General features: G+C 34.4%; 6 protein-coding genes. All 6 read left to right on the top strand.

Annotated elements, in window-relative coordinates; genetic code table 11:
• The coding region (locus tag AC07N0_RS23040) for a hypothetical protein (protein WP_494591190.1) at nucleotides 1-777 on the top strand (777 nt) is incomplete at its 5' end.
• Complete coding sequence (locus AC07N0_RS23045) at nucleotides 777-1,250, top strand: hypothetical protein (protein ID WP_494591191.1); 474 nt, start codon at nucleotides 777-779, stop codon at nucleotides 1,248-1,250. The genes AC07N0_RS23040 and AC07N0_RS23045, both read left to right, overlap by 1 nt.
• Before the next feature lie 175 nt (nucleotides 1,251-1,425).
• The gene (locus AC07N0_RS23050; RefSeq protein ID WP_494591192.1) at nucleotides 1,426-2,286 is read left to right on the top strand and encodes a tetratricopeptide repeat protein; all 861 of its coding nucleotides are present in this window, start codon (nucleotides 1,426-1,428) and stop codon (nucleotides 2,284-2,286) included.
• A gap of 76 nt (nucleotides 2,287-2,362) precedes the next feature.
• The gene (locus tag AC07N0_RS23055) at nucleotides 2,363-5,086 is read left to right on the top strand and encodes an SdrD B-like domain-containing protein (protein WP_494591193.1); all 2,724 of its coding nucleotides are present in this window, start codon (nucleotides 2,363-2,365) and stop codon (nucleotides 5,084-5,086) included.
• A gap of 34 nt (nucleotides 5,087-5,120) precedes the next feature.
• Complete coding sequence (locus AC07N0_RS23060; protein ID WP_494591194.1) at nucleotides 5,121-16,154, top strand: galactose-binding domain-containing protein; 11,034 nt, start codon at nucleotides 5,121-5,123, stop codon at nucleotides 16,152-16,154.
• 39 nt (nucleotides 16,155-16,193) lie between these two features.
• Nucleotides 16,194-16,375, top strand: a 182-nt coding sequence (locus AC07N0_RS23065; RefSeq protein ID WP_494591195.1) for a hypothetical protein, incomplete at its 3' end; no start/stop codon positions are given.

Raw genomic sequence — 16,375 nt, forward strand, 5'->3', positions numbered from 1 at the left:
GAAGATGGAGGACAAGAATCATTTACGCCTTATGGTTATGTGTTTAATAATCCAATTAAATATACTGACCCTGATGGTAGACTTCCTCACGTAGTTGCGGGTGCAATAGCTGGTGGATTAATAGGCGGAGCAATTGAAGCTGGCAGACAGCTATGGAATAATGGTAAAGTTAACGATTGGGGAGCTGTTGGTGGAGCTGCTGTTCAAGGTGTAATTACTGGCGGAGCTGCTGCTGCAACAGGTGGAATAAGTTATTTAGCAACTGCAGGGGCTGCTGCAGGGGCTAATGTTGTTGGAGGAGCTGCAAGCAATGCTATACAAGGTAAGTCTATCAATGCAGGAACTATTGCGAAAGATGCGGTTCTAGGAGCAGTTGCAGGGGTTGGGGGAAAAGCTATCGCTCATGTTGTTCAAAAAGTTAGACTAAATATGGCTGTAAATGCTCTAGCAAAAGACCCTCAATATGCAGGTAAAGCTGCTGTTGTAGCTGGTAAAACTTGGAATGGCAAAATTCATGGAGGTTCGTCAGGTCCACCTATTTCCAATGTAGCAAAGCAAATGGAGGACGGGGTTTCCAAACTTGGTGGAACTGGGACAAAAACTGCATCTGGTAATACAGTAGGGTGTTGTGCTGAACAGCGTGTAGGTAGTGAAATTTTAAGTGCAAATCCCTCAGCCAAAGTAGAAAACTTGTTATTTAGCCCAGCTATCAGACCCAGAGATATGTCAATTGTGCCAACTTGTACAAATTGTCAAGACATTCTAAAAATAAAGTAATGAATAAAGAAGATTTAGTGAAATATTATGATGCTTATGATATTGATTGGTATATAGTTACCCATCAAGGAGAAATATGTCATTTTTCTTCAGGAGGGGGAAAAATTCCCAAAATAATTTTAGAAAATTTAGCAGATTTAGAAACACTCAATTCTTTTTTCAAGAATTTATCTAACACATCTGTTTCAAAAGTAAATCCTTTTTTAAATAATTTTAGACCATTGACTAAAAATGAAATCGAGAGATATATAAAGTATAATTCAATATGGTCTGATAAAGGGCTGTTTTCATTTGATAAAACAGATTTAATAAAACCAATTGACACAAAGTATCATTTAGTTACAAATCCAGATAAATTCTTAAAATTTGAAGAATTACCATTTGCTTTAAAACAAATATTAGAAAAAATGGAAGTTGTTCTTGATACAAACAATTTATGGTCTTTTGAATTGTCTTCTTTTTTAAATTTATAAACCAATCTTTGAGTATAAGTAAACAAGCTCTTCGAGATCCCCTTCACAACATCCGAAGCATAAATGTGAGTTTGAAGTGGAGCATATCTATACCTAAGATAATTGAATAGAAGCTACAGTACAGATGATTATGAAAGGTATAAAATGTATAATCAATAACAAAGTTTACAAAAATATGAATAGAATATTTACCATGAAAATAAAAATTATTACTCTTTTTGGAATACTATTTCTAAGTAAAGTAAGTACTGCCCAACAAATAAAAAAAATAAGCTTGTTGACTCAACAAGGTAATGTGGCTATACAAAAAAAAGAGTTTGATAAAGCACTTAAGTATTTATCTGAAGCATCTGACTTACAAACATCCGATACTACTATCGCTCTTAAAGTAGCGGAAATAGCAAGTAATAGAGATACCCTAAAGAGTATAGTTTATTACCAAAGAGCATTGAGTAGTGGTGCAAAAAATATAAAAACATTCAAGAAATTAGCCCAAATATATGAAGCAAAAAAACTTTATACAGAAGCAATTTCTATTTTGGATAAAGGATTGTTATTATATCCTAATAATCCCGTACTAATCGCAGACAAAACAGCTATTTTATTACAAACAAAACCAATTAAGGGGCTTATTAAAGAGTATGAATATGCCTTAGAAGCAGAAAAGCCGAACAAAACAGAAATACTTCAAATCTTATCCATACTTTATCGTAATTACAACCAAACAGTACAAGGAGGCGACAAATATTTTAATACACTTCAAAAGCAAAATTTACAAAGTTTTGACACGAATTACCAGTTGGCAGCATATTATTATAATCAAGCTGTTGAAATTAAAAAAAACTCTGATAGAATGGACTATAATACTTATCAGCGAGAAGGTATAGCAATAGAAAAGAAGGCTTTTGAAAAATTTAAAGAAAGCATTAAGTATTTTGAAAAGGCTTATGATATCCAAAAAGATGAAGGTATTCGCAATAGTTTGATTCACCTTTATACACTTTTGAATATAGCTAAGAATGAGAGAAAACTATAACAGTCTAGCCCTACGATTGCCCCCAAAATAAGTTATTAGAATTTTGCATACAAAAATATCTTAAACACATTTAACCATGAGACAACATCTCTACACAAAAGTTCTATTATGCTATCTACTTATTTTATTTTCCTTTACACTTCAAGGGCAAATAAAGGGAAATGTATATTTTGATAGTAATGCTAACACCAATAAAGATAGCAATGAAAAAGGCTTAGCAAATGCCACTATAAAAGCATTTGATTCCAAAGGAAAAATAATAAGTGAAACCACCACAGACACAGCAGGGAATTATTTACTGGATATTCCAGCTGGAAGAAGAGTTAGGGTGGAATTTAGTAACCTACCAGATGGAGCATATACAACTCCTACTAATTTCCAAAATGGAACATTGACTCAATTTATCACTAGTCCTACAAAGACATCTAATAACGTTGGTGTTTATTTCCCTTCAATGTACGATAATGGCTCTGCTAGAGCAGTAGCAGTTTCGTATACTGTTGGTAATGGAAAAGACTCATGGGGTGATACTGCTACCGTAGTTAGTTTATTTAATGCAGCTAATCCAAGTCGTCGCTATACTATTGCTACTAAACCTCAGGTGGGCTGTATTTGGGGATTAGCTTATGACAAAAACCGTGAGCGGTTGTATATGTCATCTTTTGCGAAACGTCATGTAGGCTATGGTAAGTTAGGTACTGGTGGTATATATGTGATGAATTTTTCATCAGGTATAATTTCACCTTTTTTACAAGCAGGGACTGGATTACAAATCTATCCCGGAGAAGATAAACATACAGGTTTAGGAGGGGTATTTAATGAGGGTAATCGATATAATAATATTGATTCTGTCTTCTTTGACGAAGTGGGAAAAACAAGTTATGGAGGTTTGGATGTTTCAGAGGATGGTAATTTTCTATTCGTTATGAACCTGAATACAAGACAGCTATTGAGAATAGCTATTCCTAGAGGAGATACGCCTATAAAAACAACAGATATTACTACTTATGATTTTCCTAGTAATGCTGTGGGAGGAGAAGCACGACCTTTTGCCATAAAAGTATTAGGAAATAAAGTATATGCTGGAGTTGTACATGATGCTTTTAAATCTCAAAAAGTAAGTGATTTAAAAGCAATTGTTTACGAAGTAAACTTGTCCACAAAGGAGATGAAGGAAACCTTTAGTATGGCATTAGACTATCCAAAAGGGTATCCAGAAGTTGGTTATGATAGTCGAAGAGGGTGGTACCCATGGACAGATGATTTTAAAAAAGGAGTTGTGCCTGAAAGTAGCGGGAACTGGGCAATATATCCACAGCCCATTTTATCCGACATTGAATTTGATACTGATGGTTCTATGATTTTAGGGTTTATGGATAGATTTGGACACCAAGGCGCAACAATGGCACAGACAAACGACCCTAGTTTGTATTCGTTAGTAGAATGTGGGGGGGATATTATTAGAGTGGCTTTGGTAAATGGTAAATACCAATTAGAAAATAATGGAAAAGCGGGTAATATAACGACCAAAGGAGCTGGTAATAACCAAGGGCCAGGGGGCGGAGAGTATTATTTTGAAGATTATTTTGCCCCTTACGAAGGAAAAATAATCTCTGAAGAATCAGCATCAGGTGGATTGGCAATACTACCATCTACAGGCGAATTATTAGCTAGCCATAGGGAACCTCTTCAATATAATTGGGGAACACAATTGCAAGGAATAAGATATTATAATAACCAAAAAGGGACATATACTCGCTCGATGATATTGCCTTCTAAAGGTTTTCAAAAATCAAATGGTGCAGGCGATGTTGAATTAGTAACAGATGCACCTGGAACAGAAATAGGAAATAGAGTGTGGTTTGACTGTAATGAAAATGGCATACAAGAGCCAGATGAACAGCCTATTAAAGATGTTGTAGTAGAATTGTATCAAAATGGGAAACAAGTGAGTAGTACCATCACAAGTTCTTCAGGAGAATATATTTTTAATGACAATAATGTAAATATTCCTTATGGCTTGGAAATAGGATATGATTATGAAGTAAAAATACCATTAAGTCAATCTAAGTATAAAGGTTTGCAACTAACAAATGTAAACTCTGGATCAAATAGAGAAATAGATAATGATGCAATCGTTGAAGGGACAAATGCTATCATTAAAGTAAAACTTACTGGTGCTGGACAGAATAATTATAGCTTAGATTTTGGCTTCAAATGCATTGACAAACCACAAGGAAATATTACTATAAATTGTTCGGGATCTTCAGATTCAAAAGATGCCAAAATAACAATTAAAGGATTTAATCCAAATGATCGCTTTGATGTTGTTCAAGGGAATAGCTACGAAAAAGATGTAGATTATTTTGCAGCAAAGTTAATTCCAGACAATGGCTCTATATTCTCAGATAAAATAAATCTTTATACTCCTAGCGAATATACTGTCAGGCTTTTTAATCAAAACTGCTTTACAGATTTTGTAATCAATACCGTCGATAATAAAGATTGTTATCAAAAGGTGTTAGCTACAGAGTCTTCAGAAAAAGAACCAGAAATCCTGGTAGTCTACCCAAATCCTACAAGTTCTACGATACATGTTACTTATCATGAAAAAGGATTTGGTGATATTTCTATAGATCTAGTAGATATTCAAGGGAGGATATTACAAAATAAGCAAGTGCGAAAAGTTGCTGATAAGTATGAAACATCATTTGAGGTTTCAGAACTTACATCAGGTACCTATATTATTTCAATAAAGGGAAAAGAAGAAACCATAACTAAGAAATTTTTTAAAAATTAATACTACTAATTTACAATATTTAACCACAGGAAAGATGAAGAATAACTACATCTTAAAAGGAATATTCATGTTCTTTTTAACAATTAATATAGGTTTGGGACAAGGGGGAAATTATACACCAAAAATTATACCGCCGTCACCTAATGCTGCATCATTAGGAAAATATGGAGAAATTCCTGTTAGTTATTATACAGGACTTCCGAACATATCTATTCCTATTTATGACATACAAGACAAAGCAGGCTCTCATAGTATCTCAATTAGTTATCATGCTTCGGGAATTAAAGTTGCAGAAGAAGCCAGTCGAGTAGGTTTAGGATGGGCTTTAAATGCGGGAGGAGTCATTTCAAGAAATATTATAGGAGGAGATGATTTTGAAGGAACAAATTATTTTGGTGGTGCAGAATTACCAAGAGGAGTAGATTATACCCCAATTAATAATTATCAGCTTGGTTCAGAATTTATTGCCAAATTTGGAGGATTAAATTTTCAAAATGTTAATTTATTTAATGAATTATATAACAAAACTTCCCCTGAATTTGAGCCAGATATTTATAATTTCAATATAGGAGGTATTTCAGGAAAATTTTTGATAACAAAAAGTAAGGAAGTAATTGTTCAAGATAAGAAGAAAATAAAAATCGAAATGATTGAAGGTCCTTCAACAGGTAGTTATGGGGCCAATATTTCTTGGAAAATAACAACAGACAATGGTACATCATATTTTTTTAATGAAAAAGAGACCAGCCTTGATCAAAATAGCAAGTTTCATGTAAACTCTTGGTATTTAACAAAAATAAAATCTGTTGATGGAAGTGAAATAACTTTTAATTATACAATTGAGTCAGATGTTAGAGTATATTCTCAAGGTTCAATTTCAGAGAATAAAACTTATAATATTTTAGGATCAATTTGTCCGTCTAATCCTGGCGGTGCACCTCAATCATTTCCTCCTAGTAGAGCTGGCTCAAATACTTATTCTCTAGTATATATTTCTAGTATTGTCTTTGCTAATGGAAAAGTTGTTTTTACATATAATACAGATACAGATAAAAGACTCGATGTTAGTGGAGATAAAAAAATAAATACAATTTCAATATATAAAAATGACATCTCAAGTACTACGCCAGTATTATTAAAAGAGTTCTTTTTTAATTATGACTATTTTGATGGAGGTATGGATGAAGATTATCCAGGTATAGATGGTATAGGTTCTGGTTCTGTATCAAAAAGGTTAAAGTTAAAATCTATTACTGAAAAAGTAGGAACAAAAAGTCTTCCTGCTCATGAGTTTACTTATAATGAGGGAGGAAATTATACGAATCTTCCTGCAAAAACATCTTTTGCTATTGACCATTGGGGTTATTTTAATGGCAAATATGGTAATACAAGTTTGATACCAACCTTTTCTGTTATGCCATCAAATAATCAAATGGCTTTTTACACAGGTATCCAAACAGGGATAGAAAGAAATTCTAATCCTGATTATGCACAGGCTTTTACACTTAAAACTATCAAATATCCAACAGGAGGGGAAACAGAGTTCATCTACGAATCTAATGAGTATGACCTTCTAAATTCACAAGCAAGAGATTTCTCAACCTTTGGGAAAAATGGAATGTTGGATATTGAACAAAAGCAAGTAAATATTTACTACAATATGAGTAATAAAAATCAAATTCAAGAATTTGAAATAGATATTAGTGATGGTGTTTCTCAAACTGGTGGAGAGACGACATCTGTTGGAGTCAATGCATACTGTAGATTTGGCAGTTCCATAGAATGTGGTAGTATTAATTCGAGTGGGCAAGTTTATTTTGAAATTACAAATATGACAACAAATGCCTCTGTTACAAATATAGATATGTTTAGCTCATATACATGTGCTCCTAATCAATTAGAGGGATGTATTGATAAGAAATGTATTGATCAAGGACCAATGTTACCGCCAAAAACGCAAGGAGTAAATTATGATAATACTTTTAATTTAAAACCAGGAAAATATAAAATTAGAGCCTTTGTAACAAACAACACTAATTATAATGTAGTGGATATGACATTTACATTAAGATATTTTGCTCCTAAAGCAAAAACAATTGGTGCAAAGGGCTATACAGGTGGACTACGTATAAAGACAATTAAAAACAATGATGGATTAAAAATTGAAACAACTAACTATAAATATACGTTAGCGGATAATTCAATTGTTGGAAGAAGCTCTGGGATTAGAATGGCTGCTCCTCAATACTCATATTGGGAAAAAATTCTTACTTATAATCCTAATGGGGGTTTTGAACCGTGTGCTGACTATATTGATGTATTGAGAAGAACTTCAAATAGTATTTTCCCATTAAATGGGTCTGCAAGTGGTAGTGTTGTCGGTTATAGCGTTGTTACAGTTGAAAAAGAAGCAAATAATGAAAACCAAGGAAAAACTATTTATTATTATGACAATAAACCAGATGTTGTAAATAATTATGACTATTTCAGAACACCTCAAAATGCAAGTGTCCCCTATGAACAAAATGGTAATTTATTAACTGAAGAAGTCTACAATAGTCAAAATAAAAAATTAAAAGAAACGCAGTATACCTATTCCCAAGGAACAGTAAAGCCATTAATAATTTGGGGTTTAGATAAAAGATCTCATCAATATTATAGAGCTGGAGCTGTAGTTACCCTTGATGATGAATTTTTCTTTTATCCTGCAATAAAATCTACATTTACTTTTTTGAAAGAGAAAGTAGAAAAAACTTTTGATCCTACAGATTTAGCTAATGTAAACAAAGTATTAGAAAATAAAGAGACATACACTTATGATGAAAACCTACATTTTTTATTAACAGAAAAAATTACGAATACAAGTAAACTATTGTCTGATGGATCGCCTCAAAGGCTACAAACATTATATAAATATCCATCTGATTTTGCGGTAACAGGAAATGCTTACGCAGGAATGATAGGCCAACATAATTATTCACCTGTTATTACAGAACAGACAAATCTAGAAACTATAAATGGAAGTAATAAAGTATTTAATCAAGTCTTCCTTAAAAAAACTTCATACATAAAGCAGAAAGATGCAAGAACTATTAATTCGGTTACTTATCCTGCATTTTATGCTCCAGAAACTTTATTTACACAATTAAAAAGTACAAGTCCTCTTACTCCTGAAATCTATTTTCTTGAATATGATAATTATGGAAACTTGCTTAAATATAAAGAGAAAAATGGATTAACTACCTCTTTAAGTTATTTTACTGACCTCAGTCTTCATAAAGGTTTTTTACATTTACCTTCTCAGAAACAAGTAGGAGGTGGTACAGATGGGGTGAATCTAAAAGATAAAACAACTACATTGTATAGCTATTATCCTTTAGTAGGATTAAAGAATATCACAGATCCTAACGGTAAAATTACAACCTATAGTTATGATGATTTTGGCAGGCTAAAATCTATTGCTGACGATGGAGGAATTCTTAAAGAATATGTATATCATTATGGATCACAGGCTGCTGATTATACATTAATTTCTACTGCGATAGGAGTTGCAGATACACTTCAGCCATGTAAAATGTGCTGTTCTGTCGAAGCTCAAGCTAGTAGCAATAGCCCAATAGTAAATTGTTCAAGTGGGCAAATTACCTTAAATGGTAATGGGTCAAGTACTGATACTGATGTTACATACTCTTGGTCTGGACCAAATAATTATACTTCATCTTTAAAGAGCCCTATTATTACTGGAGATCTTACAAAAGCTGGAGGAGTCTATACGTTGGTTGTAACAAAAAGTAATTCTACCTGCCAAGTAAGTGAGACAGTATCGACAAAGGTCGTATTAGATTGCATATGTCCATATACAATAAATACTACAGGTACAACGGTCGGGCCGCTTGCTTGTCAAAGCTCAATATCATTAGTTGGTAATTGTACAGGTTGTTCTACAGGAGAACTTGTAGCTGGTACAGAAACGTATGTTACTAATGGAAAGTTTGATAATTCTTCTACTGCCGGTTTCAGTAGTGACTGTTCAACATATTTTACTACTACTCCTCAATCAATTAATGGCTCATTCAACAACTTTGGAAATCATTCTTCTAACGTTGGAGGCAATATGCTCTTAATAGGTCATTCTACAAATAATAGCGAGAGAGTCTGGTATCAAACAATAACGGTACAGCCAAATACAAGATATGTTCTATCAGCATGGATTTCTGGTGCTTATAATAATAATGCTACAAAGGTAAATTGGGAAGTAGATGGTACTCCACTAACCGAAGTCGTAGATATGGCCAATAAAGTTGGTGGACTATGGCAACAATTAAAATCTGTTTGGGTTTCTGGCAATCAAACCTCAGTAACAATTGCAATTCGTAAACAAAATACATTTGGGCATAACTGGTTTGTTCTAGACGATATATCAATGACTAGTGTTTTGCCAGCAGCTAAATTTGAATGGACAGGGCCAGATAATTTCTTTGCCTCTACTAATAATGCAATCATCAGAAATGTAGGTTTAAAGAATGGAGGAACATATCAACTAAAAGTTGTTAGTAATGGTTGTACTAAAATATCAGAGGTAAATGTAACTGTTAATTGTCAACCTTGTTTAGATTCTAGCCCACTTACTGTTTATGCTAACTCTAATTCTCCTGTATCTTGCGGTTCGCCAATTACTCTTTTCGCTTCTGCAAATAAAAGGAATGTAAGCTATACTTGGTACAAACTTAATTCTGATGGGACAGATGCTCTTCTACCAGAGGCGGAAAAAAACAAGCAGAATCCAACGATAACGGCTCCTTCTATTGCTGGAACAAATAGATATGGTTATATGGTAACTGCATATAAAGATGGCTGTACTGCCTCATATACCACACCTGTCGAAGTAAAATGTATTCAGGATGGTGATGCAGATATTGCAATGAACGTCTATGGGGATGCAGGAGTAACCACCGTAACAGTAGGACAGCAGTTTGGGATATGTGGAGAATTGATTAACCAAAGCTCTACCAATAACGTTGGAAGTGTAAGAGCAAGTATTCTACTTCCTGAATGCCTTGAATTTACAGGACCAACTTGGGGGCTTCCCACTGGAGCACACGAAGAAAACGCTAATTCTTTTTATGAAGATATTTGGTATAATCCTATTACACGTGAAGTTAGTAATTTAACGACTCAAGCACGAAGAGGAACAGATACTTGGAAATATTGGGGTACTCCAATAGGTGCTAACCAATCTAAATATATGTGCTTCGGTGTAAAAGCGCTAAAAGCAGGGTCAATTGTAGTAAAAGGACAAATATCTGTGGTAGAAACTACACAAGCACAAAGTATGAGGGATAAGGATTCTGAACCAGGTAATGGATATGATAATGGAGAAGATGATAGAGCACTGGTGACTTTTAATGCTGGTGCTAATTCTATCAGTGTATCAACTTATCAAATAAGAGGATCATATAATGCAAGTATTAATGACGTAGATGTAACATCTGTTAACTCAACTTGGACTGCAACAGTAAGTGATTCATGGATAAATATTGATAAAACAACAGGAACAAATGGGTTGAGTACTATAAAGGTAACACTAGCTAACAATATTAATGCTAAAACAAGATTTGGTACTTTAACGATAGATGCTGGTTGTGGTCTGATCAACATTGTAAAAATTAAGCAATCAGGTAAAGAAGATTGCCCAACAATTGATTTAAGTAGTAATAACCCATTTTGTAACAATCCTTTACAATTATTTGCCAATTTAATACCTTCTACTAATAAAGAACTAATTAGTAACGGAAACTTCGAAAAGGGGAATATTGATTTTTCTCCTGAGGCTTTCCATTATTATGACCCTCAAATTGGAGGAACACTAGCTTATGTTGTTTCGGCAAATCCAAAAACTGAAAATGGCTCTACAGGAATGGGATTTATTAATATGGAGTGTCCAGGTGAAAATACAAATTCTACCTGCAATGTAGTCAACAGGGTTAGATTATTATTTAGAAGTGAATGTTGTTTTGATAGACTAAATGGTGCTAAGATTCAAGTATCTAACGATAAAAATACTTGGACGACTCTGCATACATTCGGAAATGCAACAGGTGCTTGGCAAGATGTAAGCTTTAGTAATACTACAAAATACATGTACGTTAGGTTTGTTTCCAGTTCAACAGGTTATGGAGAACTACGCGAAATAGAATTTTATAATGGAACAACTAAACTATCAGGCCTAATCTTTGGCTCAACAGGTATTAATGGAAGTAACGTCCTTGCGAATGCAATGGATGGACTAGAAAATAATTTATGGCATGGGTCTGCAGTAGGTGAAAGTAATTTCGTAGGATTAGAATTAGAGGGTTGTACTCTTACTGGAATCCAAGAAAGTGAATCTGCTTGTAAAGCAGTCAACAGAGTTAGAGTATTATTTAGAAGTGAATGTTGTTTTGATAGACTAAATGGTGCTAAGATTCAAGTATCTAATGATAAAAATACTTGGACGACTCTGCATACATTCGGAAATGCAACAGGTGCTTGGCAAGATATAAGCATTAATAATACTACAAAATACATGTATGTTAGGTTTGTTTCCAGTTCAACAGGTTATGGAGAGCTACGCGAAATAGAATTTTATAGTGGAACAACTAAACTCTCAGGGCAAATTTTTGGCTCAACAGCTATTAATGGAAGTAATGTCTTAGCGAATGCAATGGATGGATTAGAAAATAATCTATGGCATGGATCTGCAGTAGGCGAAAGTAATTTCGTAGGATTAGAATTAACAGGTTGTACACTTGTTGGAATCATAGGAAATGAGGCTAGGGGCTCTGGCAAACAAATGGCCGTTGCAGCATCGTGGAGACAAAAAGAAAAATTCTGGTCTCAAACGATATTAGTAGACCCAAATACTGACTATAAAATTTCAGTAAAAGCGGTACAATTAGGGAATTATGATAATGTACCTGTTCAACTAATTTTTGATGTTGATGGTGTTCCTACAAATGTACAAGGTACTATTTCAACAACTGGATGTACATGGCAAAAGATTAGTGGTATCTGGAATTCTGGGGAAAAGTTTGGTCCTGTTAAACTAACTATCACGTTTGTGAATTCAAACTTTAATAATAAGATTTTTGCTATTGATGATATTTCTGTAAAACCAAACTTGCAAGGGACAACCTCTAATTCACCAATTTCATATTCTTGGATTGCCCCAACAACAGAAGCTCAAAATGATTTGATAGGAGCAAGTACTGCTAATCCTGTTGTTAATATTGTAAAAGGGAAACATACAGGAGTATATAAACTGACAGCTAGTCAAAATGGATGTCCAGTAACAGAAACTATTGATGTAGATATTGCTTGTTCTTCACTAACATGCCCTGCTCCAATAATCAATTCTCCTTATGCAAGAGTTTGTATTAATATGAACCAGAAAGCTTCATTAAATGCAATTGGTTGTCCATTAGGTAGTGTAGTGAGATGGTCTGATGGACAAACAAGTACTCCGCAAACTTATACTAATCCATCTAATGGGGTAGTTACAACTATTTCAACGGTTCTAACTGCTGCAATAAAAACAGGAACTTCATTTTTTGCACAATGCCAAACAGAGTGTGGTATCAGTAATAAGTCTAATGATTTATTTGTTCATGCTGTAGAAACGCCTGCTGCACCAAAGATTACACCTCAGTCAACCATTCAAAAAGCTCCTGGAGAAGATGGAACTGTTTTATTTGCATCAGGATGTTCTGATGGCATTATCAAATGGTCGAATGGAATGACAGGTAGCTCTACATGGATACCTTCACTTGGTTTTAAAGTTGGCGATTATGTAGAAGTTACAGCAAAATGTATTACAGATTGTGGTGAGAGTCCAGCTTCAAGTAAAGTCAAAATAGTAGTTTCTTGTAATGTTGTAAACCCATCTTATGCTAAAGCAATGGATGTGCCTACTTGTAGTGCAAGTGGGGGATTAGTCACATTAGATGGTGCATGTAACATAGGAAATGTAGTTTGGTATAAAGAGGGAGACCCTAGCTTTACATTAACAGGTAATACTGTGAAAGCCTATGTAACAGGAAATGCAACCTTCCGAGCAAGATGTGAATCCTCTGTATATTGTGTTAGTGATATGATTAGTGTGCCTGTCAATATAGGGGCTAAGTTGAACTCTCCTTCTATTACTTCAATCCCTAGCAATGTTGAAAATACAAACAAACTTAATATTAAAGTAAATGCTCCTATTTCATTAACGGCTAATAATTGTCCTGCTGGTAGTACTGTTTCCTGGTCATTAACAGGTTATTCACCAAATAGTAGTACTTCTCAAACTATTAATATTACTCCAACAGCCGTTGGACAAATTACTGCTCAAGCTACTTGTGTAGGACAATGTTCAAGCGACCCTACATCTATTATTATTAATGTAGAGACTGATGTGGTATGTACTACTCCAAGTACATGGAGCATAACACCTTCAGGTTCAATTTCAGTTGCACAAAATGCAACCCAAACTCTTAGCGCTTCTGGTTGTACCAGTGGTACTATTAAATGGTATTTGGGAGATGTAGAGAAAACTTCAACCAATAATGGAACTACAGTTGATGTTACTGTAAACACAAGTACTGAGGGGTCATATAACTATACTTCTGTCTGTACAGTAGGAAGTTGTACATTTACCAAAGTTATAGCTGTAACAGTCCCCCCTACTTCATGTAATTTAACGGCTGTTGCCAGTACAATTAATGCGGTATGCGGATCGACAGGTATTCAAACAAGCGTTACAAAAAACGGAACTACATACTCAAATGTTCAATATATTTGGTATTATCGCCCTAAAAATACTACTTCTGATGGCTATCAGATTGGAAATACTAATACAATAACCGCCTTACAAGATGGTGAGTACAAAGTAAAAGTAATTGATAATAGCAATACAAGTTTTATAGCAAACTCATCTTGGGTACCTATTACTATTATTACGGTAGCTAGTAATAGCTTTGCGATTTCGCCTTCCGGAAACGTATCTATTATTAAAGGGGCAACTCAAACTCTTAGCGCTTCTGGTTGTACAAGTGGACTTGTAGAATGGTATTTGAATGGTATTAAGCAAAGTGGCTCAACAACTCAGCCTTTGAATCTCACTGCGAACTCTAATATTGTAGGGGTTTATAATTATACTGCAACTTGTACAATAGGTGCTTGTATTTCCTCAAAAAATATTGCAGTAACTGTCAATGAGACGCCATGTGCTTTATCTGTTACACTATCGAAAACTAAAATATGTGGCTCTACTGATTTTAAAGCAACAGCTTTAAAGAATGGGACTCAATATGCTGGAGTTCAATATAAATGGTATTATAGGGCTACTAGCACTTCTACGCCCGTTTTATTAACTACTAGTATGAGCAATCATAATACAGTACAAACAGGAGATTATAAGGTTGAAATTAGTGAGAATAATTGTATTGCTTCTTCATCATGGGTTTCTGATACGGTAATGACAAGTATTAGTCAAACGCCTGTAGCATCTGGAACAATCACAATTGATAAAGGAACAGCCACTAATCTTTCGGCAAGTGGCTGTCCTGCAGGAACAAGTTATGTTTGGTCTGATGGAACGATTGGAACACTCTATTCTGTGAGTCCAAGTAAAACGACCTCTTATACAGTCAAGTGTCAAAAAACAGGCAATAATGCTATTTGTGAGAGTAATGTCAGCAACACTGTTACTGTAACAATCAATTGTACCTCTACTCCTCCAACTTTGGAGTATCTCAGTCCTACTAGTAAAGTTTGTACTGGGACTAGTATTACAATTAAAGCAACTTGTTCTAACAATGGAACTATAAAATGGTATAGCGCTGATGCCGCTACTACGTCAATAGCAACAGGGGAAACATATACAACTAGTGCATCTACCATATGGGCTACTTGTACACAAACGGGTAGTAGTACTTGTGAAAGTGCAAAAGCATCTATTGAAACTCAAATAGATTTTGGAAATGTTTCCATAACACCTAATTGTGATTTTAATAGATATGATGTAACTCCTTCGGATGTTGATGCTTATACTTATGAATGGAAGCGATCAGATGTAACTCTTCCTATTACAACTCCTTATTTAGATAATATTTCAACTGGCGGGACTTATGCTGTAATAATTACTAGAAGAGGTACTAGTTGTTATAAATCAATTGCTCATACTTTAAGTTTACCAATAAGTGGATACCCAGCAGTATCTCTTACCAATACTGATTATTGTGATAGCACCAAACTGAATGTTACCCTAGGAAATACGACCATCGCATCTTCACCCTACCAATACAAATGGTTTAAAGAAGGTAGTCAGTTAGGTATATCTAATACTTTACAATACACAGCTACTTCTTCAGGAAACTACAAAGTTGAAGTTACTGCAAGCAATGGATGTAAACAGTCAGCAGAGAAGTACATAACAGTAACTAATAAGCCTGCTAAACCAACAATTAGTAGAACAAGTAGCTGTTATAATAGTGGTTCTGTCACAGGTGTTTCTTTAACTGCCAACTGTCCGTCAGGCTCAACACCACAGTGGGATAATAACTTAGGAACGAGCACAATAATTACTGTTAAGCCAACTGCATCAACTACTTATAAGGTTAAATGTGTAGTCGGAGCATGTACTAGTGATTGGGAAGAAACAACAATATCAATTTGTCCTCCTTCTCCTACAATTTGTGGTTTCTCTATTCAAAGTCCATCGGGTAGTACAGCTTATTATACACAAACCATTAATTATAGTGGAGCAAACGGAGCTATAAATGTTCGTTTTGAAACATTTTGTGTCCCAGATAGATTAGTGATTTCTATCAATGGTACAAAGGTATTAGATGGTGTCTGCATGGGGTCGGGAGTTACTCAATTAACTAACCCTACAGCGTTAAAAGTAGACCTTGCTAATTATAGTCTAAATGTTAATAATGGAGACACTATAAAAGTAGAAGTCTATCCTACTTGTACAGATAAATATACTTGTCAGGATAATCCAAATACTGCTTGGAATATATATTTTAGTTGTGTTACGTATTAATTTCTGGTTCCATCTATTTGTTTCTAAAACATTTGAAATATGATTTTTTCAAATAAATTCTATTTTTTTGGATTGTGTTTATTGCTTACCTCAATAAGCACAATCCAAAAATTATCTGCTCAAAGTTCTGATAAGAATTTTGTACGGGAGACAATTTACAAGTCTGGTTCTGGCAGTATTTCCAATCCCAACTTGATGCAGTCTACCATTACCTATTTAGA

Source organism: Arcicella sp. GW821-FHT09D11 (genome assembly GCF_059416265.1).